Source organism: Legionella sp. W05-934-2, from assembly GCF_964199965.1.
GTDB lineage: Bacteria > Pseudomonadota > Gammaproteobacteria > Legionellales > Legionellaceae > JAFIFT01.
Genome location: NZ_CAXMZT010000011.1, coordinates 31,282 through 55,488 on the forward strand (window position 1 = coordinate 31,282; position 24,207 = coordinate 55,488).

Below are 24,207 nucleotides of genomic sequence, written 5' to 3' on the forward strand. Positions count from 1 at the left end.
TTAAGCAAGTTTTTCGATTTTGTATTGACCATTTTCAAAGCCATTGATTGCTATGATTTCATCAACCTTCCGGCCAGTTGCTGTTCGTCTAATTTGCACTACCATGTGAACCGCTTCTCCAATTAAAGGTTCGATTTCAGCAGGGGAGGCTGGATTTCTGGTAATAAGTGATTTCAAGCGGGTAAGTCCGGAAAGCGCGCTGTTTGCATGCAAGGTGGCCGCCCCTCCTTCATGACCTGTATTCCAGGCATCTAACAAATCTAAGGCCTCACTTCCTCGGACTTCACCAACTAAAATCCGATCAGGGCGCATCCTAAGTGTTGTTTTTAATAGTTGAGTCATATCAACATCTAGCGTTGTGTGATATTGAACGCTGTTTTCAGCCTTGCACTGGATTTCTCCTGTATCTTCAATGATAAAGACTCGTTCTTCAGGTGATTGGTCTACCATTTCATTAATAATGGCATTAACCAATGTTGTTTTACCTGAGCCAGTGCTGCCAACCACCAAGATGTTTTTATGCTCTTTGACTGCTTTTTTAATTACCCTGCACTGATTAACCGTCATGATTTTTGAATCCACATATTCAACGAGGCTAAAAACTGAGATTGCTTTTTTTCTGATAGCAAATGTGGGTCTAGGAACAATGGGCGGCAATTGTCCGGCAAAGCGTGAGCCATCAATCGGCAACTCACCTTCTAATAGAGGTTGGCATCTGGTTACCTCTTTGCCATGGAATCCTGCAACTGTTTTAATGATTGCTTCCGCCCTTCCTTCCGAGATGTGTCCAATGCAGCACATTGCCTCCCCAAGCTTTTCTTGCCATAGACAGCCATCTGCATTAAGCATAATTTCAACGGTCTTTGGGTCGTTCAAAGCATCTTCAATTAACCCGCCCAGATCACGCCTTAGCTTTTCTTTGGCTCGATCTTTTACAGTTTTTTGTGGTTCATCCTGATTAGGCATTTGGATATTCCCTCAATAATTGACTTAATTTCCTTGAGTAACAGAAAGTTTTTCATCTTGTTGAAATTTTCTGATTAAGCGATCAACAATGCTTTCTTTATCTATTTTTTTAGAATCAAGCCAATTATCTTCTCGGCGATCTCGATAGATTCGTCTTTGAATTTCATCACGGTGGACAGGAATGGAGCGAGGGGCATCAAAGGCCAAGCACACCTCCCCATATTTATAATCTAAAATAGTGCAGTAAACATCATCATGAATAACCACTGATTCCCCTAATCTTCTTGTTAATATCAACATGTGTTATCCCCCTTTGTTTAAAATTTCTTTCATTTTGTTTAAGTAGTAAGCTGCCGTTTCAGGACTAGATTTTTTAATAGGCTCATGTTTTGTAACGTAATGTCGGTTTGCCTCGTTTTTGCAAAGTCCTATAAACTGCGCCATGGTTGGTGGCATCTCGAATTTTTTCTCACATATTTCAATCACCGTGGTAATAATCGTGTCTGAAAAAGGTTGCAAATGTTTCTCCCATTCTTTTTTGGCAAATTCTGTAAAGCGTTCCTCTTGGAGTTCCTTGTGCCATATACCGCGATAAGCTACGGCAAACTTTGTAAACATCAGCTCAATCACCTTGCGCCTTTTTATGCTTGGACAGCTCGATGACTTTTCCTCGTTCTTCAAATTCCTCGTTTTCATCGGGGATATAAAATCCGCTGGTTGGCGCTTTTCTGCCAGTACTTCTCCTATCCTTTGCATGTTTTTTCTCCTGCATTACTTCGGTATTAACTTCATCTTCCCAACATTTTTGTGCCAGCCAGTTCGCTGGATATTTCCAAGGCGGCACCCATACGCCATGAGCTTGCTTTGCACCTCGTGCATTCATTTGGTTTTCTAATGCTTGCAGCATGGTTCTCAGTAAAAAATCATCTGGATTGATTTGCTTGAAGCATTCAAGAGCACGTTCACGTGATTTCTTTTCGGGGTACATTCGCCAAAAATGTTCGAACCGCCTAAGAAGATATATATAATTTTCTTCTTTTAGAGGTGTGACGGCTTTTGGGGTATCGGCTGTGTCGGCTTTTTGAGTGTAGCTGTCTTGTAGACCTTTATTTTCAACCCGATTAACCATTTCATCTGTGCCGGCTAACTGTGACGGGTTTGTGATCACTTTATTTTGGACAGAATAATCCCTTGATGCTAAAAGGCATTTTAAAATCAGCTTTTGATCTTTAGATTGATTTTGAATAAGTCCAACACGCTCAAGACCTTCAATTCCTCTTCTGACTTGAGCTCGTGAATAACTTTCTGATTTGATTCCTTGATGGGGCTCAATATAAAGCTGCTCAGCTATTGATTGAAAACTGATCCCCCGCTTTATCCCTGTAATTCCTGTTTTAACATCCATGTATGGCCTTATTCCTCTTAGATAGGCTAATTGCTGTGTATGGGGCAAACCATAGAGTGCTTCTAACTCTTCTGTGTTCATAACAAAGTCCATTTGTTTACAGCGCTCCTTGTTTGTTTTATCTTATATACAACTTATGTAGTAATTTGAAACTCTAAAAGAGTCAAAATACTCTAAAAGAGTTACGATAAATTATTTTTAACACTCATATAGGGTTATGTCAACCTCTATTTGATATACTTTGAGAAAATGATTATGAACGTCAAAGAACAAATTGGCAGAAGAATTAAGGAAGAAAGAAATGCAAAAGGGCTTACCCGAAAAGAACTTGCAGCTCTGACTGAAGATTTGAATGTTTCTCGCATTAATAATTATGAACGTGGAGATAGAACGCCTGGTCCTAGCGCAATAAAACAGTTAGCTGAAGCTTTGGAGGTTTCGCCTGCTTTTTTGATGTGCTTATCCGATGACAAGCAAGGAAGCTTGCATAAGAGAGCAGGTATCGGTGCTTTAGTCCCAATTCTGGATTATCAGCAAGCGTGTGAGCCCATATATCACATCGACGCTTTCAGAAACGAAGACAATTCAGAAAAATTTGATTTAATTCCAATTGATCCAAACTTAGCAAACCGTCTTAGTGAAAATGCTTTCGCTATAAAAATTAAAGATGACAGTATGAGTCCAGAGTTTAGAACAGACGATATGATAATAGTTGATCCAGAAAAAAAGGCGACTCCTGGTGACTTTGTCGTATTTCACATTGAGAATGAAGATGAAGTGATCATTCGTAAATACAAACAAATATCTGCTGGAAAGAATACTGAGTTTGAATTAGTTGCATTAAGTGATGATTGGGCAAATATTCACATTGACAATGAAACTGAGGGACGAGTTGTTGGTACTGCTATGAGTCTTAAGAGAGACTTTAAATAATTTATCGCTCTTCCAGAAACATCAGGAAAAACTCAACTAATCTCCGTGCCTGTTTACCTTGTAAAGCAGCTTCTCCAGTTGCTGCTTTAAGTAGTCGGCTGACCTTAATACCAAGAATTGCGGATAGCATTTTAAAGTCTATATCGCCATGAACCATGACATATTCAATCAGCTGTTTTTGATCAACCTGAGAACAATTAAGTGTTACACCAGAATTAGGCTTCAATAAATCTACAGCACACTCCATAACCAAACTCCTTTTCCAATACCTCGAATGATATAACTACTGTCTGTAACGACAATAGCTATTAAAACATGGAGTTTATGACATTCAAATTTGTTTTTTTTCCTGGAAAAAAATAAGGATAAAATGCAATCTTAATGTGATAACGCCTCAACCGATTCTTTATTTTCGGCCATGTGCTTGCTAATTTTATAGGAGATAAAATATAGAAATAATGCCCCTAAAATAGCCCAACCTCCCAACTGATTAAATACATGCGCATAATCAGCATTTGTTATGAGTGGATCTGTTGCATTAGTCTTAACCATCTCATTAGAAAAATAATGAGACAGCGCAACTGAAACGCCGGACACCATCATCCACGTTCCCATTAATAAGCCTTGAAGGTGAGTTGGCGCGATACGTCCTATCATTGCATAGCCAACAGGGCCAATTAGTAATTCAGCAAATCCTTGGGTAAAGATATGTAAAAATACCCAATAAAGGGCAGTACGCCCAGCGATATCACTGAATTTAATCCCCATGGATAATAAAAGAAATGATACGGCTAGAAAAAGAAAAGCAAAGACGAATTGTTTGCTTTCTGGAAGCTGATAGCCCTTGTTTTGCAATGTTGAAACAACCCAAGCTACCAGAGGCGCGCCTAAAATGATGACAAATGAGTTAATATTATTAATCCATTGTGTAGCGATTTCATAATTGAATAGATGCTTATCGACATTGTTTTTGATAAACAAGGTTATACCCATTGGGCCAGTGTAATAGATCATCCAAAACAAGATTGAAGTAACAGTCAGGATTAAATAAGTAAATATTTTCTCTTTATCTTCTTTGCTATCTTGCCGGAAGCCCAATCCTAGAATAACAAAGAACATAGCAACACTGACTGCTACGACAAGACCATTACTGATATGGGCAGATTTAAAGCATAATATGATGATTGGCGTCATAAACAATACGGTTAATAGACCTACTGATTCCCGAGACATCTTTTTACTTTTCTCTTTTATACTTTGTAGCGTCGTATCAATATCACCTAAGTCTGGCCAATGCCTCAACATCACAAAGAGAACTAGGGCATTTACAATGACACCGATATAAAACAATTGGCTATAGTCATTGGTAAAATCATAAAAGCCACTTAAAAAATAGCCTGCCAAGAATCCTGCATTCATCCACGAATAACTTGAGAAAAATGCTGTCTCTCGTCGGTTATCATCTGCCTTAAACCGTTGCGTGAGCATAGTGTTGTAACAAGTTGTATTCAGACCACAGCCCACTAAAAATAAACTTAGACCAATAAAGAGGGTTGTTTGAGGGGATATCGCTAATAACAACATTCCAACGCATTGCATGATGCTTGTAATAAAATAGAGATTTCGATTAGATAGTAAGGAGCCACCAATCATCCCACCAAATAGATGAAGGACAAAATTAAATGCTAAAAATAATCCCACGATGCTGTTAGAAGCGGTTTGGCTATATCCTAATTGCTGAGTCAGAAATAACGCCAAAGACGAATATAATATTGCGAAGGAAAACGTAGAGAAAGCTTGAATATAGTATAGTGGGGCGACTCCGCTGGGCATTTTTTGCATCTTTTCAGACATCTTACATCCTTTTTATCCTTGTGAAGGCGTGACTTTAGCATTAAAGATGTCTAAACTTAAGCCTTTTATACAAATTAGATTATTTTAAAATAATCTAATTTGCTGTGTTAGGATTGTTTGGTTAATTGGAATGAATCAGATTAGAAAGGTTTCATGGGATGAAGTTAAAACCAAAGTTAGGGAAATTAGCCCGTCATTCTATGAAGAAGTAGAGCGAATTAGTCCACCTAAAAGTATCCCTTTTTATCTTGCCAAATATGATTTTGGCGAGCACTTTGGCATGAATAAATATGCCTATTTGCCAACAGAGACAGGGCAAGTAGAGAAAATCGACAGCACCAAAACCAATAATGAAATCTATCAGCACCTTGGATATGGAAAACATAGCTCCCCACTTGGTATGATCATAGATAAATATTGTGAATGGCATTATTTCGGTGATGAAAACAGGATTTATCCTGATTGTGTTCAAGGTCCAGGCGCCATTTTCAACATGCAAATTATTTTCAATGAAGCCCAGACGGTGGACAATAATGTTTTATCAGCATCTTCAGGGGCACTTTCTTCGTTTTTATTACCTAATATCGGCTGTCGAAGAAAGCATGCGCGTATCCAAAAATATTTCAAAGTCAGTGCTGAAACTCCAAAATCACCTTATGAACATCATTTAATCTTTAGAGAAATACTTAAAAGCAACAGTAGCAAATGGCAAAGTGAAATATTGTATTTCTCTGAACAATTTATTGATGCCGTTAAACATAATGAACACTGGCTTCGACTGAAATTATATTTCTCAGAAGCCCTACGAAAAAAACTAACCCAAAATACCTATGATTCATCCTGCAATGATCTATTTTTGAGTGCCAAGAGAGTCAACCGATATCGACCAACACCCTTTTTAATGGATACAGCCAAATATATATTCAATATTTGTATGGGTTCCGGACTCGGCGTAAAGCCAGCGGTTGATGAGCAATATTTTCCGGTTAGCGAAATTCAAAAAATCTATCACGAATGCTATGGGTTAGAATATACACCAACCATTATGGTCCCTTCTTCATTAAATCAGCAGCCAGATAGTGTCTATTATCCTCTACAATGTCCCTTTTCGAAAATAAATACGTTTAAAACCAATCAAAGTAATAGCACCATTACAGAATTGGAAAGACTGTCAAATGTTCTCTTAGCATATCAAGAAGAGTTTACTGAAGAATCAGGCCCTGCATTCGGTAGTTTTCTTCATCATGTCAGCAAAAACACCAAATTTAATTTCTATCACTATCAGTCTAACGATACAGATAACATATTAAATTCTCATCTACTTAAAGATGAGGATAAGCGCTTTTCAACATCCTATTGTCAAGAAAGTACCGAGTTTGCAGGAGACGCTAAATTCTTTCGGGGCTGCGTAAAAATAGCTACAACTTCACCACAATAAACAATCTGCGCTCAGATTAATTTATTCAACACTCACGAGCTTTCCTTCAACAAATTTGAATTTTTGCTCGGGTTGATAAGGATTCGGTTGATACACCCAAGTAGTCACCTCCTGGGTGCCAGCAGGGATCGTTCGAGTCTGCGTGGATGTCTCTTTTGGCATTCCGCAGGCCTTCTTAACGTCATCCTTCGTCGACACTTTTACCGTGAAGAAGGTTTTACACATGGACATCGACGACACGTTAGAGCCTGCTACGTTTAACTCATACAATGAGTTATCAGAAAAGACGAACGACACTACCTGTGAGTTGCTGCTAGTTGGAGCTGCTCGATAAGACCAAATCTCGAGTTCAAGCTTCTTAGTTAACTCTTCTTGCTGAGTATTCTTCGAAACCGGCGGACCACATTTTGTCAGGACAGCTTGTTCAGAATCTCCTTTCAAGACATTCTGGTAAGTCTTCGGACAGGTCAGTAACGGTTCCGAGGCAAACGAACCGTTTGCTAAACTCATCCCGATCAAAAATACTATTGAAGCTTTTATTCTATTCATACTCAGGTTATTCCTATGCCAAGTTTACTCAAAGTCTAGTCCAGTGTTTGCTTTCGAATATGATAATTTAAATTAAAAGAAACCAGAACCATAGTACTGCTCCACATTTTATTTAGTATGCCAAGATAGTAACGTATGTTGGTTAGGTAAGTTCTAATAAATCCATATATTTTTTGCTTATAGCCTTTTCACTTAATGGTGGAAAATAAAAGGTAGATTGATGATCCACCAGCTGGTTTCCAACTGAATCCAGAGCCGTCCAGTTATAGTTCGGATCTTGGCCTGGAAGAAATGCTGCTTTATATATACATACCTGATAATCCGATGGATAGAATTGTTTTAAGTAATCAACTAATAAGTGGAGATTACTTGTACTCTGTCTATCTACTCTGCCTAGGTTAGCAGGTTGAAACAGGATAACATGAGAGTACGGGTCTATATTTCTTTCATAGATTAATAATTCAGTAGCATCAATACAAAATAAACCTTTATCCCCAGGGTCAATCTGAAAATCGGCAAATAAGCAATCCATAGATGAGATAGCAGGCAAGATAATGGCTTCGCCACCATTTTCTCTAATAGTGACAGCAGCTTTTAAAGCAGAGTCCGCATAGACTGTTGGATGCCCATAAAATACAACGCAAAGGATTTCAAATTGCTCAATTTCTTGCACAATATAGTTTGTAATATTTTGATAAGCCACACCGCGGTTTTCATCAGAAAAATAGATAGGCTCAAGTGACTCAGCTTTTTTAGCTTCTTGCTCAATCCATTCTTTTAAGTGGTCTTCATTCACTAGATATAAAACTTTATCAGCCAGCTGAATGACTTTCTTTGTTTCTTCCGTAAGATGCGCAATTGATTTAATCCCTGAACCAACAACGATTAATTTAGGCATTAAAACAAACTAACTTATTTGTGTGTGGTTGAGGTTTTTGTTTGAAAGTAACAACTTTGTTTGTATGAGGCTGTTTCTGAATCTTACATTGAACATGAAATTGATTATTTTCAGAACTTGAGTTAATAAAATACTCCGTTCCCACGGCCTCCATAACCCTTTCTAAATCAGTCATTGTCTACTCCCAAACAGTTTAACTTTTTTCATATTGTATAAATAAATTTCTCCTACGTATAGTTAAAAGATCTAATATTTATAAATTTGCTTGCATAATAATACTCTTTATGATTCAATAAAAACTCTTTTAGAGCATTTGAATTCAAATAGAGTTATTTGGCAACCAGGTTGAAATACATACAGGAGGTAACAATGTTCGAAGTATCCAATCAATCTATCCCACAAAAAGTATTATTTGTCCCAGATCTAGAAAGAATGTTGGGTAGAAACCGTGTGACTTTAAGACGCTGGTGGCTTACTGGCAAGTTTCCAAAACCAGTCAAATTAAATGGCACTACTTTAGCATGGCATAGTGATGAAATTGAACAGTGGATCGATCAAACTATTGTGAATGGTGAAAAAGACGCCAGCTAATTAACATATTGTATATGATAAGCAGGCATATAGCCTGCTATGTATTTTAGAAACTTCAAAAATTCACCTCTGATTTTTTCAATATTATTTGCCAATCGCTCCCGGATTTAATTCAAAATCATGCATTTCGTTTAGGATTAAAGTAACATTTAGTAACTGCGTATAATAGCGGTAAAATTCCTACTATAATAAATACTAAATCGCCTGGAGTACGTAACCATTCAAGTAACCTCGCTGTTTCCTGTCCGCCATACTCCAAACTGCGCGCATGCCAATAACCATTATTTAATACATCATAGAGTTGTAATACACCGCCAGGGAATAAACTGAAAACAACCATCATCAATAAGCCAATATTTAGCCCCCAAAAAGAGATTTTGACGTATTTTTCCAGAGAATCCCACTGCTTATCTGTAGAAACATGCCGCATTGAAAATACTAATAACGCAACTGCTAACATGCCAAAAACACCCATCATAGCTGCATGACCATGGTTAGGTGTGAGCATGGTTCCTATTTCAAAATAACTAACAATAGGCAGATTTATAAGAAACCCAAAAACCCCTGCCCCAACAAAATTCCAAGCGCCCACAGCCATGATAAAATAAAACGTCCATTGATGTGGAATGCGAATTGGTTCTCCTGACGGTAACCGTTCTGCTTCGGTGACTTTCACGAAATCCCATGCATCAAGCGTGAGTAAAGTGAGGGGGATAACTTCCATTGCAGAAAAAATGGCAGCAAATGCCATGTTCATTTCACTATGGCCATTGAAATACCAATGATGTCCTGTTCCAATAAGTCCGCCACCGAAATACAGAATTGCATCCAAGTATATAACTCTTACAGCAGTTGTACGAGTGACGACGTTCAAGCCTAACAAAATTGTTGCTACTAAAACTGTTACAAAAAATTCGAAAAAACCCTCTACCCACAGATGAATAATCCAAAACCGCCAAGTATCAACAATTGAAAAATGTGTATTATTATCAAAAAACATTGCCGGCAGATAAAAAAATGGAATAGCTAATGCCGCCAAAAGAAATAGACGCGATATTTCGCCTAATTCCGGATCTTTGATAACAGGAGCAATATTCCGCAATAATAAGACAAACCAAAAGACTAATGCTACAGCTAGCCCAATTTGCCAGGCTCTACCTAACTCAAGATATTCCCAACCTTGCTGACCAAACCAAAACCAATATTTTGAAAGCCACTGGAAAGTACCGGCCCATTCTCCTAAAAGACTACCAATGACTACGATAACTAAAGCAATAAACAGTATATGAATATAAACTGCCTGATATTTCTTTTCATGCCCGCCTATCTCGCGGGCTAAGAGCAATCCACCTGCAACATATGAGGTTGCTATCCAGAAAATTGCCAGTTGCAAATGCCAAGTACGTACCACATTACTTGGAAAAATATTAGATAAATCCAGTCCAAAAAAATTCCCTGGCTCTGCTCGATAATGTGCGGTTAATCCGCCCACCAATGCCTGCAACAAAAACAAAAAAACCACTACTACAAAAAATTTGAGGGTTGCCTGTTGACTTTGGCTTGGATTACCAACTTTGAAAATAGGAGCAGTTCTCTCAGGATTACGTTTCCATCCCAGATAATCAAATTTACCAAACGCTAATAAGACAAGTGCTGTACCTCCCAATAATGCAATTAGACTCATTGCACTCCAAAATAATGCGGCACTTGATGGGAAATTGCCAGCTTGAGGGTCATAAGGGAAGTTGTTTGTGTATGTTGTTGTCTCGCCAGGCCGTTTAACAACAGATGCCCAAGCTGTCCAAGAGAAAAAAGCAACTAGGTCTCTTAACTCTTGGTTTGATGAGATGAAATTATGGGGTAAACCTCCATTACCAGAAGGAGATGAGAAATAATTTGACCACCATTTAATTTGTTGATTATATGACTTTGTTTCTGCTTCAGAAAAATGTAGAACTTCATCACCGGGTTCAAATCGATTTTGTTTCAATAATTCTCGAGTTAAGGCATTAACCACTTCCTTCTTTTCTGATTGAAGTTCATTAAAAGGGACTTTATATTGCTCTGTTGCAATATAATCAGCAACATCCAAGGTTAAATTATGTAAATACTGTGCTGAAAAATCAGGGCCAAGATAAGCGCCATGTCCCCAAATGGTGCCATTATTCATTAAGCCATATTTAAGAAATACAGACTGACCTGATAAAATATCTTTTTTACCAAAAATAACTTCCCCTTGAGGATTAATAACATTTTGCGGTATAGGTGGCGCATCCTGTTGAACTTTATAAGTTAATGATATTAGAACTGAAAACCCTATCAGCATAATTATCAAAACTGAACGACGCCACCAGGGAGAGAGCTTCTCGACTTGTTGATTAGTTTGGTTTACTTCTTCCATCTGCCGCTTAAACTCCTTTTTCACTGGTATTAGTTTCTAAAACTGAGTTAGAAATTCAGTTTTTGTTTACCATGCTGACTATCCTCTTTGACCCTTGCATCTCAAACTCAAATTATATTACAGTTTTCTATATATTATTCAATAGGTTGATATTTGTTACTTGCAATTATTTTGGCGCTATAACTTTCTAAAGATTATTGACGCCATTGAGAAAATGTAAATTAGAATGAGAGAGCAACTAATTTTAGAAACCATACCAGCCAAAAACCGTTTCATACCTTTGATCTTAATTACTTTTTAGGCTAGAACATCCGAATTCAATACTATTGATAGACTAACATAAAATTTTTTCCTATATTTAATAATACAGACCTATAATTAGATCACCAAAAATGGAATTTAATACTCAAGAAGAGGAAAAGTTAGCCACGGTTATGTTTGAAATCCTCGATGGCGTACAAAACCCTAATTTAGTCTGCAACAAGAGTGGGATCATATTATTTTCAAACAAAAAATATAAAGAAATAGCAGCCAAAAGACCTCGAACGGTTCCTTTTTGGAAAGTATATCCATTAACCACTAATTCCCCAGAGTATTTTACAGAAGCTGTGGAAAATGAAATTGAATCTCGTGCAGAAATAAAAGTTAAAGAAAAATCGTTTATTGTCCGCGTCATACCTATAAGAAATATTTTAGTTAATGAAGTAATCTATATTATTTATTTTGAGGATATCACTCCCCAAAAGAATCTAACTGATCAACTCAAATTTGATAAAAAAGCGATGCAAAAAGCTTTTTTGGATACAATCCTCGCTTTCTCTGAATTTATAGAATCTAGAGACACCTATACATCAGGTCATCAAAAGCGAGTGGCTAGGCTTTCGCTAAATATAGCGTCAAAATCGAATATTACCGACCCGAAGTTATTAAGTACCATATATTTTGGCGCTTTGATGCACGATATAGGCAAAATTGGCATCCCAATGGAATATTTGGTCACCCCACGACGGTTGACTGAACACGAGTATGGCGTAATGAAATCTCATGTTGTGATTGGAAACAAAATTATTGAACACATGGATTTTCCTTGGGATATTAAATCAGTGGTATTTCAACATCATGAACGCATTGATGGTTCTGGCTACCCAAATGGACTCACAGGAGAGGAAATCACTATTCCAGCAAGAATAGTTGCTATCGCAGATGTCTATGAAGCAATGTCGACAAACAGGCCCTATCGTGAATCATTGCCACATGAAACCATACTAAATTACCTTAAAGACAATAAAGGAAAATTGTTTGATAGCTACTTTATTGATTGCTTCTTTAAATGTATATCCGAGCTCAAAGATGTATACCAAATTAATCCCGACTTTAGACCATATGATCTTTTTGGTGAATAAGCGTATAAGGTAACCTGTGAGATACCCAGGATTTACAAAAGTACCCAGTAAAGTACCCAGCAAGATATTTTCAGGAAAAATCAGATTTACAGCTAACAGGATAACCTATTGAATTATTGAGGTTTTTATTGGTCGGGACGGAAGGATTTGAACCTTCGACCCCTAGCACCCCATGCTAGTGCGCTACCAGGCTGCGCTACGCCCCGACGTGGATGAGCATTTTACTGGGTTATGGGTTCGATGACAAGAATTTCGTTGCTTTTTAGGCATAAAATCGATGGGATGAGTGTAATCGAAACCAGGCTCCCTTAAATAGGCAAATACTTATATATTGGGGTTAAGTGTTTCTGCCGTTTGAGCGGGCTCTTCCGGTAAACAATAATTTTTTATTCCAACAAAAGCATCACCTACCGTTGCTACCACTGATGTGGTGCTTTTAGTAGCTAACGTTGCTGTAAACAACGCCGGCATAAGAAGAACATCCACCGCTGTTTCCAATAATGAGTTTGCTACCACTAAAGACCATTTGATTAGCGAGCCAATTAAACCTTTTGTTGCATTTTCCAAACTACTTCCCATGGCACTTAAAAAACCCTCATCAGAACCCGAGAATAGTCCACCAAACAATACTCTAAATGGTAAAGCAATTAACTTCGCCGCTAGAATTGCTAACCCTATCGCTGCATAACAACACACCGAGAGAACACCTAACACAAGATTAGGAATTGCCATTAGAAAAGAGGAAAAAAGATTCGTAAAATGCCCTGCAAATTCTGAAAAAGAATGATATCGGGTAAGAGGAGTTGCTATCGATTGCTGATAAGACGATTGATAGGGATCGAAAACCCCCATCACCTGGTCAATCACTTTATGCTTAATCATATGTTCAAAATTATAATTCGCGTCTTGGCCAATGCTGGTAAAAAAGGTCTTAAGCGTCATAACAGGCTACTCTAAAAAAAGAGGGCATTATGTCAAAATTATCATCATTTAGCAAGATGATTATCAATCATCCTATTAGAAAACCTAACGCTCGCTGTGGTTTCCATCTTATCAAATTAGCGGTTGGAACTCGCATTATACTGCGAGACTAGCGAACATCAGTCTATCCTTGTATACTCTTTCATTTTCGACTTTGAAATCGATCGAATGAATGCGCTTGAAATCAGAAACCTTGTAAAAACTTACCAAAATGGCGTTCACGCCGTCAAAGGAATCAGTCTGTCTGTGAAGCAAGGCGATTTTTTTGCTCTTTTGGGTGCTAACGGGGCTGGGAAATCAACGACCATTGGTGCTATTACGACGCTATTATATAAAACCTCCGGGCAAATATTAATTGAAGGGTATGATTTAGATAAACAAACCAGTGAAGCAAAAGCTTGTTTAGGACTGGTCCCACAAGAATTTAATATCAATATTTTTGAAACATGCGAACAAATTCTAATTAACCAGGCCGGATTTTATGGGATTTCGCGTAAGATTGCCAAACAACGCGCCGATAAACTCCTCAAACAATTGGGTCTTTGGGAAAAGAGAAAAGAAATTGTTCGCCACTTATCCGGGGGCATGAAACGTCGATTGATGATTGCCCGGGCTTTGATCCATGAACCCAAAGTATTAATCCTGGACGAACCAACGGCAGGTGTAGATATTGAGATTCGACGAAGTATGTGGGATTTCCTAACCTTTATCAACCAACAAGGCACCACCATTATTTTAACCACCCATTACCTAGAAGAAGCCGAGCAATTATGTAAAAACATCGCCATCATTCATCAAGGCGAGATTGTTGAAAATACAACGATGAAGAATTTATTACAAACGTTGCGATTTCAAACCTTTGTGTTTGATTTAGAACAACCGATTAACTTTCTCCCGGACTTGAGCCCGTTCACTCTGAACACGATTGATAGTTGCACCTTTGAAATCCGCGTTGACCAGCAATACAATTTGAATGATGTTTTTCGTAAACTCGATTCACTGGGGTTAGCGGTGAAATCGATGCGTAACAAATCAAACCGCTTAGAAGAACTGTTTTTGGATTTAATCAACCATGACTAACAAAGCGACGCTCATTGCGTTATATACCATTGTTCGCCGAGAAATACGACGAATGTTTCGAATTGCTAGTCAAGTTTTCTTGCCCCCAGTCATTACAACCGCCTTATATTTTTTGATCTTTGGCACGCTCATTGGCCAACGTATTGGGCTGATTCATGGGGTCAGTTATCCTTTATTCATTGCTCCAGGTCTTATTTTAATGTCGGTCATCACCAATGCGTATGGCAATGTGTCCACCTCTCTATTTAGTGCACGTTTTCAAAAAAGTATCGAAGAAATGATTGTCAGTCCGATGCCGAATTATCTCCTATTGATTGGTTATGTGACCGGTGGTGTGATTCGGGGTGTCATTGTTGGTATTCTTGTATTTATCGTTTCAGCTTTTTTTGTTGACGTTGATCTGCATCATCTCGGGTTCACTTTTCTAATACTAATTGCCGTATCCGCACTTTTCTCATTAGCAGGTTTTACCAATGCCGTGGTTGCTCGCTCTTTTGATGATGTTGCCATCATACCCACATTCTTGCTCACCCCATTAACTTATCTAGGTGGGGTGTTTTACGACGTGGATATGCTTCCGCCCTTCTGGCAAACGATATCGCACTTCAACCCGATTTTGTACATGGTGAATTTATTTCGTTATGCGATGTTGGGGCTAACCTCCATCCCGGTATCGGAAGCCATCCTGGTTATCACCTTAACAATTGTGTTTCTCATCTTCCTGAATATGTATTTACTATACCGTGGCGTTGGATTACGTGATTAGAAAGGCAGCATTGCAAACGACACTTAATTTATTGCTTCTTACGAACAAATCCGATGGCCGCCAATCGACTTTCAATGGAAGGGTGAGTAGAAAACGCACTCGTGATTGATTTAAAGGTATTAACTTTCGAAGGGTCATATAAATAAGATGCTTGGCGGACTTGCTCATGGGCCGTTTGACCATACTCTTGCTGATAAGCTTCTGCATTCGCTTCATGATCTTGAGATATTTTAAGCAGGGCGCGTGCCATCGGTTCGTTGTCTCGCATTAATTCAACACAACCAGCATCGGCCATGTATTCTCGCGTACGACTCAAAAATAACGCTAACAAGACGGTGATAATTGGCAACACATAGCGCAAGATTAAAATAATGGCGAATAACCGATTATCGCCGCGCCTATCTCGCTTAAAAATAATCGTGTAAAAGAGTATATCTACCACCATCAACAAGATATTACTGAGAATAGCGACCATTAGCGTTAACTTGATATCATGGTGGCGAATGTGGCTTAACTCGTGGGCCATCACAGCGGATAATTCGGACCTGTCCAGTTTTTCCATGAGCCCGCGAGTAATCGCCACCATAGCGGATTTTTCACTATAGCCGCTGGCAAAGGCATTCATATAGTTTGCCTCAATGATGTAGACTTTTGGCATAAAGGGCATACCCGCAGCCACCTTCATTTCTTCAACGACGTTATAGAGCTGGCGTTCTTGAGTGGACTGCGCTGTTTCCGGTGTTATTTGCCTCGATTGCGTGCCCAGTAACATCAATTTATCGTACATTGCAAACGTCACCATCAACGAAAGAGCCGCAATCGCAATTAAAAGTAACGTCGCATAGGGCGTGACCTTGAGCGTTAGCAGTGCAGCAAGACACTGTCCAAGAGAGGCTTGGGGATATTGTGACATCAATACCACGCAATCCACGACTAACCCAACAATGATATAGATAAGAAAAAACGCCACAATCACTTGTTTTGTCTTTTTCTCATTCCTTTTTAGTTGAGCGCGCCAATCCCCCGTGGTGGCATGATAATCTGATAAGGCCATAGGTTACCTAAAATTTGACCCGATAATCCTCAGCTTCTTGGACTTTTTCTTCCGTTAAGCTCCAATATTGAAATTCCTTATTCAATGCAGAAGAGAAAATATTGACAACCATGGTTTCAAAAAACGATTTCTTGGTGGCATTATAGCGCTCAATACTATCATTGTAGGCCTGTTTGGCATAAGAAAGCTTATTCTCTGTATTAACAATTTCCTCTTGTAGCTGCAATGCATTTTGACTGGCTTTTAAATCAGGGTACTGCTCAAATACGAGATTAATATTAGAGGCAATTTTAGAAATTTCATTCTCTGCAGCGATTCGGTCTTTGTCATTTCCTTCCGCTTTAGCGGCTTGGGCTTTGTTTCGTAACTCGACCACATCTTTTAAGGTGGTTTTTTCATAATCCATGTATTTTTTCACCGTTTCAATCAATGACTGAAACACTTTAAAACGGCGATCAAGCTGGATGTCTATCTGACGTTGATTATTATTCACCGCTTCTATCATGGCGATTAACTTGTTATAGATACCTATCGCCCAAAGGAAGACCACCACAACGATTATCGCTAGCACGATAAGAAATGTTTTCATGGTTATTCTCTGATTAAGTTACCTGTTATTATTTATAGCATTCTTCTCGCATTTTTGCGATTAAAACTTTAAAGTCCATTCCGCTGTTTTTTCCTTAAGACAGTTTGCAAATATTCGCCTATAATGATTATATTAGAGATTCTTTCATCCTAATAAAAAGAATTGACACTCGGCCTGGACTTACATTAATATTGGCCAAATATTTGACATAATAATATGAAAAAAGGACCATTCCATGCACGATCTCATGAAAGAATGGCAAAGCGAACATAAACATGAACTACAACCACCGGTGATCGCTTGGCCCACGCTATTACTCTTTTTCTTAGCACTTTCTATTTTTATCGGTTCTTTATATTGGTGTGTGACCGGTCATCTATCATTGTGGGCGGGTTTCTTTATCAACGCCATCTGCCAGTTTATCATGTTTACGGTTTTGCATGATGCGTCTCATCGTTCATTGTCCCAAATCCCTTGGATAAACGAAAGCATCGGGACCCTTGCTACAATTATATTAACGCCCATTGCTGGAATCAAAGTATTCCGTTTTATCCATATGCAACATCACCGATTCACTAATGCGGGTGTGGACCAGGACCCTGATCAATGGTCAGCAGTAGGTCCCAAATGGCTATTGGTTTTTAGGTGGATGTTTTTTGATATTCATTATGTTCATTGGTATTTAAGCCGTTGGCATGAACGCCCTAAGAGAGAACGTCTCGAATTGCTAATCATCTTACCAGGCGCAATTATATTGATGGTAACCCTGGCCCTGTTGGGTTATGGTTGGCAAATATTGTGGCTATGGCTGCTTTCAGGACGATTAGCAGCAACGTTACTCGTGGCCACATTTGATTATTTACCTCACGTACCTCATGATACAACAGCACAAGAAAATGAGTATCGTGCAACCAATATCCGCCCGAATCAAAGCTGGCTAATGACGCCCTTACTATTAGGGCAAAATTATCACTTGATACACCATTTATATCCACGGCTACCATTTTATCAATACATTTGGGTCTGGCATCACGCTGAGAAACAACTAAGAGCATCCGGCGCAAGGATATTAAACTGGCGAGGGCAAGATATCAGTGACAAGACAAATCAAACCTCGTCAGGTGATACGACCGCCAAGGAAGCAAGCTAACGCTTGCCCAACAAAAATTAGAAATTGGCTAAGTTTCGCTGACATTTTTTTCATTCGGGTTTATACTTTTTCATATTAAGATACGATTGGCCAAAGAACATGAAACAAAAATCAAGCAAAATTGTAGAGCAAGTCGCACCCTTCTTCATCCTTGGAATCACCATTGCGTTTATGATCGCTTTATTAGTTTTTTTCTCCTATATATTGATCTGGGGCGTTATCATTGGTGCGATTTTAGCGTTAATTGCCTGGGTGAAACAAACCTTCTTCCCGACTGAACAAACTAAAAAATCAAAGCAAGGTCGAATCATAGAACACGATGATAAATAGCGATGCCTGAATTACCTGAAGTTGAAACCACGTGCCGCGGATTATCGCCCTTACTACACCAGAAAACGATCCAAACAATCCATGTTTACCAGCCCAAACTAAGGCAGCCTGTTCCCGATAATTTAGCGAATCTTTGCCGCAATCAAACCATTCAAGCAATTAACCGTCGCGGAAAATATATTATCTTAAGTCTCAAAGAAGCGGCTATTTTAATCCACCTTGGCATGACAGGCCATTTACGCGTGCTGCCTGAGCAACAAATTCGACAGAAGCATGACCATATCGATGTGGTTTTTACCAATAACCAAGTCCTTCGCTACCACGATCCTCGGCGGTTTGGTTGCTGGCAGTGGGTTGATGGACCATTGCATCAACACCCAAGCCTATCTCACTTGGGTATTGAGCCACTCGATGATGGATTTGATGGCCAATATTTAATGAATGCTTGTCTGCATAAGAAGCAACCTATCAAATCCACTATCATGGATTGCCGTTTTGTTGTGGGAGTTGGTAATATTTATGCAACCGAAAGCTTATATCTAAGCCGCATCCATCCACTAGCCCCCGCGGGCAGTTTATCCAACATTCAGTATGAAGCCCTGGCAGAAAAAATCAAAGAAGTGCTCAACAAAGCCATCGAAGCAGGGGGGACAACATTGAAGGATTTTATCAATCCGGAAGGTAAACCCGGCTACTTTGCCCAATCTTTATTCGTTTATGGACGAAACCATAAACCCTGCCCAACCTGCGGGGATATTATAAAATCAATCAAAATCAATGGTAGAAGCACAGCCTTTTGCCCAACTTGCCAATCCGCCTAAGCCTAGGATTTAACACTGAGCGTTCCTCAACTTTTTGGGATATTATCGATATTAAGTCGTTGCGAGCGTATGCCAAGCAATCCAGATCAATCTCATGATATCGATCTATGCTAAATTGCTTCACTTCGCTCGCAAAGACGGCAACTTTTCCCTATTGAAACGCTAAGGTTTTAACGGGCGAATTGTGTGACCGATGCAATGGCCAAATCAATGATTTTCTTTGATTGGTCCTCATCTGCTTTGATTTGACTAATATCGTTAACTAATTCAACTAAAAAATGAGCAATTTCATCCGGTGATCGCCCAACGTGATATAAGGGGTGTGCACATTCAAATAGGTATTGGAGCAGATTTTTGCTAATAATAGCATTATCGTTGGAAAATCGTGTGTCCTTATCCGGATCACCAAACAACAACCAACCAGGAGACACGTTGAGTGCATCGGCAATCGCCATCAACTTGGTTGGTTCGGGGATAGCCTCCCCTTTGAGGTATTTACGACAGATGACGGACGAATAACCGGTAATTTCAGCTAATTTATACACATCAACGCCAACGGTAGATCGATTAGACGTAAAACCAGCCGCGTTCATAGATTGAATTAAACGCTGAGCAAACTGTTTTGAAAGATCCACTTTCCCCATCACTGATTCAATCGACGATTGTTTTTGGTACCCAAGAGTTTAGCAAGTTAACCACCTAACATCAATTAAGCCAATACGTCAAATGGCACGACTAACGCTTACTTTTTCGAAACCGGTGAATAAAGAACGTTCTATACCCGTGATCATTCAGAATTGTTTTAATACTTCTGTTAGTTGATTAATAAAAGCTTCTAATCGATTGGCAAACTCATCGAGCTCGGGTCCGTACTTTTGACGATATTCCTCAATGTTCGTATCAGGCGATAAATTTGTTTTAATAACTTCGGTCACATCCTCCAAGCATTTATTCGATTCAAAGTATAAAACTTTGAATCGATCAACGAGCTTGGGATCGTATAAGTTAGGATCCATGCTAGCTGAATTAATTTTGGAACCGACTTCCGCGCGAACCCCCTCGAGTTTTTGCATCACTTTGAAAAGTAAGTCATGGGTTTTGTTATCAACCGCATCAATCAGACGAACGGGTTCTTTTTCTTCTACCATTTTTATTCCTATAGTAGATTATCGTTTACTTACTATTTAGTGTAACACGTAATCGTTACTTTGTGGGATTTGCTGGGACAACTTCAAATTATATGACCTTTTTTTCTATCGAATTTCAACAGATTTTCATCAATTATTTGTTTTAGAAAAGAACAGATAATGATACAATTGCTTTTTTTGGGCACAGTGGGCTGCCATGTTATTACATTATTTATTTGTCCTAGGTATTTGTGTAGAAGCGATTACTGGCGCAATTGCTGCTGGTCGTAAACGCATGGACTTTTTTGGCGTTATTATTATCGCCTGTATCACGGCCCTTGGGGGTGGAACTGTCCGCGACCTCTTGTTTGACACCCATCCAATGACTTGGGTCGCCCACCCTGAATATTTACTCTATACCGCTTTATCCGCTTTGTTGACTATCTTTATTGCCCATTCCTTAGTGCGCATCATGAAGATGTTTCTCATTTTAGATGCGTTAGGTCTTTCTGCATTTGTCATCATAGGTACCCAAAAAACATTGGCGCATGGCTTTTCTCCAAGCGTTGCCGTTATTAGCGGCATGTTAACGGGGATTAGCGGTGGCATGCTCCGGGATATTCTTTGTAATGATATTCCCTTAGTTTTACGCAAAGAACTCTATGCGATTATTGCTCTGTTTGGCGCCATCCTTTTCATTACCTTAGGCTATTTTCATATTCCACATGATATCAATGTCATTGTTACCCTGCTAGCCATATTTAGTATCCGACTTTTGGCTATCTTTTTTCATATTGAAATGCCTAAGTTTGATTATGCATCCAGTATTAAACGTGGGCGATAGCAATTAATGCATAAAAAAAAGCCCAAGGTTATCTAACATACCTTGGGCTTTTTTGTCGGTGCGATATTACGCTACCGCATCCATTGCAAGCATCGTATTTTCGGACTGATTTTGCTCTAAGGTTTGCTTTAAACTCTGATGAAGCGTGACTATGGCATTCTTTACTTCAACCGTCTCTTTGGGTTGAGTCGCAAAAAAGTTTTTACACTGTCCAAGTGACAATAAGGCGATGACCATATTCGCCAATCCTTTTAACAAATTGATCAGTTTTTCCTTCGCAGGTTGGCTCAAATCGATTTCTTTTTCCTTATCTGCAATAAATTGACAGCATTCATTGAAAAATCCAAGAACATCTTCCTCATGCTTGATATCCTGGAGTAATTTAGGTTTATTATCTGTATAAAAATACTGCTTCTTTAGCCTCTTGATTTGTTCTTCAACAGCCTTTAAGCATTCTTTTTCCTTATCAGTTAAGGTGTTGTCGCCATTCCATTGACCGGCACAAGTGGACACCACCTTGAAGGAATCATGCGAATATTCCAATATCTCACACAGGGCTACCTGCTTTTTCACAAATGCTATAGCCGATTTCAGTTTCTGATTGATAGCTTCTAATGCATTCAGTGGATTGTCAGCGGGTTGAAACTCATATGCTATTTTCTTAAGCGCTTGCACACACAAGTCATAATGGTGAGCACCTTTACTTTCTTTATCATCCAAGCACCATTTATCCAGACATTGGTTGAATAGGGCTAATTGCCCCTGTGGTGAACAGAAGCTTTCGGCTGTTAATTCTGCCATCTTGGCAAAATCATCGGATGATATTTTATTTTTTATATGAAGCTTTAGCTGCTCAACTTGTTCAAGTGTATTAAGCGCACCGATTAATATTTCCAGCGAAGGCTCCTTATCCCAGCTAGTCGAAAGTACCTTATTAAGGTATTCAGCGGTTAAGCCATACTGACCCTTTAATGCTTCTATTTTTTCGTTGATTGTATGAATGTCACTTTGAAGTTTGTAATAGCTTTGGAAGAAGCGATCATCTAATTCTTTGGAAAATAAGTTACTAAATTTTTCATTCAAACTCTCATCGCTTAACTCAAATTGTATCTTGCTAAACTGCCATTGAATTAATTGATTGCGGATATTAGCTTGCTTGTAGTTTGCTAAGTTTTTCAGTGCTTGTGGGTATTGAGCCACAAAGGTTGAAAATAGCTCGACTTCCCTATCCGCTTTTGGCGAATACATTTGTTGGAAAGACTCCAACCGATTTAAAAGAACTTGTGACATTTTGTCTGAACCATCCCATCGAGCCACATATTCCATGTTTTCACTGCTCTGAGCTGTACTTGTCACCGGTGCATTTTGCACATGAGCGATGAGAATCGACAAATAGGCATTTAATAACTCTCTTTTCGGTGAAGCCCCAATGCCTTCTCCAAGATTTGTTGGGGTCTCATTTTCATTAATCCGGGAATCTAATTGACAGCTACCCTCAACCAGCTTGATAAATTGCCCAAATCGGTCTCTATCTTTTTGTGAAAAATGGCTAAAATGATTTTTATACAGATCCGCTAATTTGTCTTGCTGACCATCCATATTAAATATCACAAAGTAGTCTTTTAAATATTGAGTGTTCCAACTATGGTCAGCAATTTTTTGACTTTCGAAGGATAGTTTTTTATAAAAATCCCAAAGTTCTTCAATCGCATTCTCTTTATATAAGTCTGGATCAGATAATCCCAGCCGTTCTGGTGTCAAATGCAATGACTCCAAATTTCTGCGAATATTACTAACATTACTGACAAAATTCCAAAACGGATAAAAATCCGGATTGCTAGGATTGCCTGGAATTAGAGAATTATAACTCATAAGAAAAGCCTGTTAATGAATCAATGAAAATACCAATTGTAACACAATATTAGAGCATACCGAATAAATACAATCTATTTAGTCTTTTTTTAAGTCTTATTTTATGTAAGACGACCAACTAGAAACGATTATTGTAAATTTCAGTTACAGAATTGTAAAGTATAATTATTGTGTTAGTCAAGGAATCAATGATCTTTTAGTCAAAAATATATGCACAGTGCATTTATTGAGAGTTTTTATACAATTTGAATGAATCAGGACTTCTAAATAACTTGCTTCATGTTCCCTTCTCCCCATGTCTGGGGAGAAGGTGCCCAAAGGGCGGATGAGGGGTTGTTGAATCGAAGATATTATTTTGATGAATAGCGCATAGCGCGTGAAATGCTTACGAAAAAGCCCCCTCAGCCTGGGATAGATGAAAGGGCCGTCGATTCAGTGTAAACCCGGGTTGATTGATACACTCTTTTGGGCGCGGATAGATACCCGTGATAGATTAAGATTAACTCCTGCCAACATTAAAACGGGACATCATCATCCAAATCATCAAACGCTTGTGGTGCCGGGGATTGGTTAGGCGCTTTTGCGGCTGGCTGACTTGCGGGTGCAGCATCGGCATAAGCTGGTGGAGCCGATTGATAGGCATTATCGCCAGGAAATGCAGGCGATTGGCCAGCAGCTCCACGGCCATCTAGCATTTGCAAATCGTTTGCAATAATTTCCGTGGTGTAACGGTCTTGGCCTTGCTGATCTTGCCATTTCCGTGTTCTTAAACTGCCTTCGATGTATACCTTACTGCCCTTGCGCAAATATTCACCGGCAATTTCGCCCAAACGGTTAAAGCAAGAGACTCGATGCCATTCTGTACGTTCTTGTCGTTCTCCTGTTTGCTTGTCCTTCCAGCTCTCACTGGTAGCAATAGACAATGTGGCAACGGGGGCACCGCTAGGCATGTACCTGACTTCTGGATCGCTGCCTAAATTACCAATTAGGATAACTTTATTAATACCTCTGGCCATGAATTTTCTCCTTTGCGAAAGTTAAACGTTACATATTATCCATTTTATTTCGTACCTTAGGGGACGACCCAAAGCACGAGACAGACTATTGTAGCGCACTTTCATTAATTATAAATAGCTAGGTAACGTGACTAAATTT

Annotated in this window: 27 protein-coding genes and 1 tRNA gene; 10 read left to right on the top strand and 18 right to left on the bottom strand. The window is 39.0% G+C overall.

Going from position 1 to position 24,207, the window contains the following annotated elements; genetic code table 11:
* The 4 genes from trbB to AB3348_RS12310 are packed head-to-tail and all read right to left on the bottom strand — an operon-like array spanning position 1 to position 2,464.
* Positions 1-966 (bottom strand): P-type conjugative transfer ATPase TrbB, encoded by a 966-nt coding sequence (gene trbB, locus AB3348_RS12295; RefSeq protein ID WP_367607890.1) that lies wholly within the window; start codon positions 964-966, stop codon positions 1-3.
* 24 nt (positions 967-990) lie between these two features.
* On the bottom strand, positions 991-1,266 hold the full coding sequence (locus AB3348_RS12300) for a carbon storage regulator (RefSeq protein ID WP_367607891.1): 276 nt from the start codon (positions 1,264-1,266) through the stop codon (positions 991-993).
* A 3-nt stretch (positions 1,267-1,269) separates the two neighbouring features.
* Positions 1,270-1,584, bottom strand: a complete 315-nt coding sequence (locus AB3348_RS12305; protein WP_367607892.1) for a Vir protein — start codon at positions 1,582-1,584, stop codon at positions 1,270-1,272.
* A gap of 4 nt (positions 1,585-1,588) precedes the next feature.
* The gene (locus AB3348_RS12310; protein WP_367607893.1) at positions 1,589-2,464 is read right to left on the bottom strand and encodes a hypothetical protein; all 876 of its coding nucleotides are present in this window, start codon (positions 2,462-2,464) and stop codon (positions 1,589-1,591) included.
* Positions 2,465-2,626: 162 nt separating this feature from the next.
* On the opposite strand from AB3348_RS12310, the gene AB3348_RS12315 reads away from it, so the two are divergent.
* A complete protein-coding gene (locus AB3348_RS12315) occupies positions 2,627-3,304 on the top strand; it encodes a LexA family protein (RefSeq protein ID WP_367607894.1) in 678 nt (225 codons plus the stop codon).
* A 1-nt stretch (position 3,305) separates the two neighbouring features.
* On the opposite strand, the gene AB3348_RS12320 is transcribed toward AB3348_RS12315, so the two are convergent.
* Together AB3348_RS12320 and AB3348_RS12325 are read right to left on the bottom strand one after the other, a co-directional pair.
* The gene (locus tag AB3348_RS12320; RefSeq protein ID WP_367607895.1) at positions 3,306-3,551 is read right to left on the bottom strand and encodes a hypothetical protein; all 246 of its coding nucleotides are present in this window, start codon (positions 3,549-3,551) and stop codon (positions 3,306-3,308) included.
* Positions 3,552-3,682: 131 nt separating this feature from the next.
* The gene (locus AB3348_RS12325) at positions 3,683-5,158 is read right to left on the bottom strand and encodes a peptide MFS transporter (RefSeq protein WP_367607896.1); all 1,476 of its coding nucleotides are present in this window, start codon (positions 5,156-5,158) and stop codon (positions 3,683-3,685) included.
* Between the two features lie 130 nt (positions 5,159-5,288).
* Between AB3348_RS12325 and AB3348_RS12330 the strand changes: the two genes are divergently transcribed.
* On the top strand, positions 5,289-6,596 hold the full coding sequence (locus AB3348_RS12330; protein ID WP_367607897.1) for a hypothetical protein: 1,308 nt from the start codon (positions 5,289-5,291) through the stop codon (positions 6,594-6,596).
* A 21-nt stretch (positions 6,597-6,617) separates the two neighbouring features.
* Here AB3348_RS12330 and AB3348_RS12335 read toward each other — a convergent pair whose 3' ends face one another.
* From AB3348_RS12335 to AB3348_RS12345, 3 genes are all read right to left on the bottom strand, one after another.
* The gene (locus AB3348_RS12335) at positions 6,618-7,145 is read right to left on the bottom strand and encodes a DUF2845 domain-containing protein (protein ID WP_367607898.1); all 528 of its coding nucleotides are present in this window, start codon (positions 7,143-7,145) and stop codon (positions 6,618-6,620) included.
* A gap of 142 nt (positions 7,146-7,287) precedes the next feature.
* Positions 7,288-8,043, bottom strand: coding sequence for an SAM-dependent methyltransferase (locus AB3348_RS12340; protein ID WP_367607899.1), 756 nt, complete (start codon positions 8,041-8,043; stop codon positions 7,288-7,290).
* On the bottom strand, positions 8,036-8,218 hold the full coding sequence (locus tag AB3348_RS12345) for a hypothetical protein (protein WP_367607900.1): 183 nt from the start codon (positions 8,216-8,218) through the stop codon (positions 8,036-8,038). The genes AB3348_RS12340 and AB3348_RS12345 overlap by 8 nt, the downstream gene beginning before the upstream one ends.
* Before the next feature lie 194 nt (positions 8,219-8,412).
* Between AB3348_RS12345 and AB3348_RS12350 the strand changes: the two genes are divergently transcribed.
* A complete protein-coding gene (locus AB3348_RS12350) occupies positions 8,413-8,634 on the top strand; it encodes a helix-turn-helix transcriptional regulator (RefSeq protein WP_367607901.1) in 222 nt (73 codons plus the stop codon).
* A 118-nt stretch (positions 8,635-8,752) separates the two neighbouring features.
* On the opposite strand, the gene AB3348_RS12355 is transcribed toward AB3348_RS12350, so the two are convergent.
* A complete protein-coding gene (locus AB3348_RS12355) occupies positions 8,753-11,059 on the bottom strand; it encodes a nitric-oxide reductase large subunit (protein ID WP_367607902.1) in 2,307 nt (768 codons plus the stop codon).
* Between the two features lie 368 nt (positions 11,060-11,427).
* Between AB3348_RS12355 and AB3348_RS12360 the strand changes: the two genes are divergently transcribed.
* The gene (locus AB3348_RS12360) at positions 11,428-12,438 is read left to right on the top strand and encodes an HD domain-containing phosphohydrolase (RefSeq protein ID WP_367607903.1); all 1,011 of its coding nucleotides are present in this window, start codon (positions 11,428-11,430) and stop codon (positions 12,436-12,438) included.
* Between the two features lie 129 nt (positions 12,439-12,567).
* Here AB3348_RS12360 and AB3348_RS12365 read toward each other — a convergent pair.
* Together AB3348_RS12365 and AB3348_RS12370 are read right to left on the bottom strand one after the other, a co-directional pair.
* Positions 12,568-12,644 (bottom strand) — tRNA-Pro (locus AB3348_RS12365).
* A 118-nt stretch (positions 12,645-12,762) separates the two neighbouring features.
* Complete coding sequence (locus AB3348_RS12370) at positions 12,763-13,380, bottom strand: hypothetical protein (RefSeq protein ID WP_367607904.1); 618 nt, start codon at positions 13,378-13,380, stop codon at positions 12,763-12,765.
* A 207-nt stretch (positions 13,381-13,587) separates the two neighbouring features.
* Between AB3348_RS12370 and AB3348_RS12375 the strand changes: the two genes are divergently transcribed.
* Together AB3348_RS12375 and AB3348_RS12380 are read left to right on the top strand one after the other, a co-directional pair.
* Entirely contained in the window at positions 13,588-14,499 is a 912-nt protein-coding gene (locus AB3348_RS12375) for an ABC transporter ATP-binding protein (RefSeq protein ID WP_367607905.1), read from the top strand.
* Positions 14,492-15,265: an ABC transporter permease gene (locus tag AB3348_RS12380; RefSeq protein WP_367607906.1), complete on the top strand. Its 774-nt coding sequence runs from the start codon at positions 14,492-14,494 to the stop codon at positions 15,263-15,265. Before AB3348_RS12375 ends, AB3348_RS12380 begins: the two co-directional genes overlap by 8 nt.
* Positions 15,266-15,293: 28 nt before the next feature.
* Here AB3348_RS12380 and htpX read toward each other — a convergent pair whose 3' ends face one another.
* Both htpX and AB3348_RS12390 read right to left on the bottom strand, forming a co-directional pair.
* On the bottom strand, positions 15,294-16,319 hold the full coding sequence (gene htpX, locus AB3348_RS12385) for a zinc metalloprotease HtpX (protein WP_367607907.1): 1,026 nt from the start codon (positions 16,317-16,319) through the stop codon (positions 15,294-15,296).
* Between the two features lie 7 nt (positions 16,320-16,326).
* Positions 16,327-16,908 (bottom strand): LemA family protein, encoded by a 582-nt coding sequence (locus AB3348_RS12390; RefSeq protein ID WP_367607908.1) that lies wholly within the window; start codon positions 16,906-16,908, stop codon positions 16,327-16,329.
* 235 nt (positions 16,909-17,143) lie between these two features.
* Here AB3348_RS12390 and AB3348_RS12395 point away from each other — a divergent pair, with 235 nt between their 5' ends.
* The 3 genes from AB3348_RS12395 to mutM all read left to right on the top strand — a co-directional run bounded on the left by AB3348_RS12395 (position 17,144) and on the right by mutM (position 19,209).
* On the top strand, positions 17,144-18,058 hold the full coding sequence (locus tag AB3348_RS12395; protein WP_367607909.1) for a fatty acid desaturase: 915 nt from the start codon (positions 17,144-17,146) through the stop codon (positions 18,056-18,058).
* A gap of 99 nt (positions 18,059-18,157) precedes the next feature.
* Entirely contained in the window at positions 18,158-18,388 is a 231-nt protein-coding gene (locus AB3348_RS12400) for a hypothetical protein (protein WP_367607910.1), read from the top strand.
* A 2-nt stretch (positions 18,389-18,390) separates the two neighbouring features.
* Entirely contained in the window at positions 18,391-19,209 is an 819-nt protein-coding gene (gene mutM / locus AB3348_RS12405) for a bifunctional DNA-formamidopyrimidine glycosylase/DNA-(apurinic or apyrimidinic site) lyase (protein ID WP_367607911.1), read from the top strand.
* Between the two features lie 170 nt (positions 19,210-19,379).
* On the opposite strand, the gene AB3348_RS12410 is transcribed toward mutM, so the two are convergent.
* Positions 19,380-19,853, bottom strand: coding sequence for a helix-turn-helix domain-containing protein (locus tag AB3348_RS12410; RefSeq protein ID WP_367607912.1), 474 nt, complete (start codon positions 19,851-19,853; stop codon positions 19,380-19,382).
* Positions 19,854-20,000: 147 nt separating this feature from the next.
* Positions 20,001-20,357, bottom strand: coding sequence for a hypothetical protein (locus AB3348_RS12415; protein WP_367607913.1), 357 nt, complete (start codon positions 20,355-20,357; stop codon positions 20,001-20,003).
* Positions 20,358-20,553: 196 nt separating this feature from the next.
* Between AB3348_RS12415 and AB3348_RS12420 the strand changes: the two genes are divergently transcribed.
* A complete protein-coding gene (locus AB3348_RS12420) occupies positions 20,554-21,180 on the top strand; it encodes a trimeric intracellular cation channel family protein (RefSeq protein ID WP_367607914.1) in 627 nt (208 codons plus the stop codon).
* A gap of 66 nt (positions 21,181-21,246) precedes the next feature.
* Here AB3348_RS12420 and AB3348_RS12425 read toward each other — a convergent pair whose 3' ends face one another.
* Together AB3348_RS12425 and ssb are read right to left on the bottom strand one after the other, a co-directional pair.
* Positions 21,247-23,052 (bottom strand): hypothetical protein, encoded by a 1,806-nt coding sequence (locus AB3348_RS12425; protein WP_367607915.1) that lies wholly within the window; start codon positions 23,050-23,052, stop codon positions 21,247-21,249.
* A 515-nt stretch (positions 23,053-23,567) separates the two neighbouring features.
* Positions 23,568-24,068, bottom strand: a complete 501-nt coding sequence (gene ssb / locus AB3348_RS12430; RefSeq protein ID WP_367607916.1) for a single-stranded DNA-binding protein — start codon at positions 24,066-24,068, stop codon at positions 23,568-23,570.
* Positions 24,069-24,207: the final 139 nt, after the last annotated feature.

Bases quoted from the DNA above. Each gene is read 5' to 3' on its own strand.
- trbB (WP_367607890.1), bottom strand. From the start codon at position 966: ATGCCTAATCAGGATGAACCACAAAAAACTGTAAAAGATCGAGCCAAA.
- AB3348_RS12300 (WP_367607891.1), bottom strand. From the start codon at position 1,266: ATGTTGATATTAACAAGAAGATTAGGGGAATCAGTGGTTATTCATGAT.
- AB3348_RS12305 (WP_367607892.1), bottom strand. From the start codon at position 1,584: ATGTTTACAAAGTTTGCCGTAGCTTATCGCGGTATATGGCACAAGGAA.
- AB3348_RS12310 (WP_367607893.1), bottom strand. From the start codon at position 2,464: ATGGACTTTGTTATGAACACAGAAGAGTTAGAAGCACTCTATGGTTTG.
- AB3348_RS12315 (WP_367607894.1), top strand. From the start codon at position 2,627: ATGAACGTCAAAGAACAAATTGGCAGAAGAATTAAGGAAGAAAGAAAT.
- AB3348_RS12320 (WP_367607895.1), bottom strand. From the start codon at position 3,551: ATGGAGTGTGCTGTAGATTTATTGAAGCCTAATTCTGGTGTAACACTT.
- AB3348_RS12325 (WP_367607896.1), bottom strand. From the start codon at position 5,158: ATGTCTGAAAAGATGCAAAAAATGCCCAGCGGAGTCGCCCCACTATAC.
- AB3348_RS12330 (WP_367607897.1), top strand. From the start codon at position 5,289: ATGAATCAGATTAGAAAGGTTTCATGGGATGAAGTTAAAACCAAAGTT.
- AB3348_RS12335 (WP_367607898.1), bottom strand. From the start codon at position 7,145: ATGAATAGAATAAAAGCTTCAATAGTATTTTTGATCGGGATGAGTTTA.
- AB3348_RS12340 (WP_367607899.1), bottom strand. From the start codon at position 8,043: ATGCCTAAATTAATCGTTGTTGGTTCAGGGATTAAATCAATTGCGCAT.
- AB3348_RS12345 (WP_367607900.1), bottom strand. From the start codon at position 8,218: ATGACTGATTTAGAAAGGGTTATGGAGGCCGTGGGAACGGAGTATTTT.
- AB3348_RS12350 (WP_367607901.1), top strand. From the start codon at position 8,413: ATGTTCGAAGTATCCAATCAATCTATCCCACAAAAAGTATTATTTGTC.
- AB3348_RS12360 (WP_367607903.1), top strand. From the start codon at position 11,428: ATGGAATTTAATACTCAAGAAGAGGAAAAGTTAGCCACGGTTATGTTT.
- AB3348_RS12370 (WP_367607904.1), bottom strand. From the start codon at position 13,380: ATGACGCTTAAGACCTTTTTTACCAGCATTGGCCAAGACGCGAATTAT.
- AB3348_RS12375 (WP_367607905.1), top strand. From the start codon at position 13,588: ATGAATGCGCTTGAAATCAGAAACCTTGTAAAAACTTACCAAAATGGC.
- AB3348_RS12380 (WP_367607906.1), top strand. From the start codon at position 14,492: ATGACTAACAAAGCGACGCTCATTGCGTTATATACCATTGTTCGCCGA.
- htpX (WP_367607907.1), bottom strand. From the start codon at position 16,319: ATGGCCTTATCAGATTATCATGCCACCACGGGGGATTGGCGCGCTCAA.
- AB3348_RS12390 (WP_367607908.1), bottom strand. From the start codon at position 16,908: ATGAAAACATTTCTTATCGTGCTAGCGATAATCGTTGTGGTGGTCTTC.
- AB3348_RS12395 (WP_367607909.1), top strand. From the start codon at position 17,144: ATGCACGATCTCATGAAAGAATGGCAAAGCGAACATAAACATGAACTA.
- AB3348_RS12400 (WP_367607910.1), top strand. From the start codon at position 18,158: ATGAAACAAAAATCAAGCAAAATTGTAGAGCAAGTCGCACCCTTCTTC.
- mutM (WP_367607911.1), top strand. From the start codon at position 18,391: ATGCCTGAATTACCTGAAGTTGAAACCACGTGCCGCGGATTATCGCCC.
- AB3348_RS12410 (WP_367607912.1), bottom strand. From the start codon at position 19,853: ATGGGGAAAGTGGATCTTTCAAAACAGTTTGCTCAGCGTTTAATTCAA.
- AB3348_RS12415 (WP_367607913.1), bottom strand. From the start codon at position 20,357: ATGGTAGAAGAAAAAGAACCCGTTCGTCTGATTGATGCGGTTGATAAC.
- AB3348_RS12420 (WP_367607914.1), top strand. From the start codon at position 20,554: ATGTTATTACATTATTTATTTGTCCTAGGTATTTGTGTAGAAGCGATT.
- AB3348_RS12425 (WP_367607915.1), bottom strand. From the start codon at position 23,052: ATGAGTTATAATTCTCTAATTCCAGGCAATCCTAGCAATCCGGATTTT.
- ssb (WP_367607916.1), bottom strand. From the start codon at position 24,068: ATGGCCAGAGGTATTAATAAAGTTATCCTAATTGGTAATTTAGGCAGC.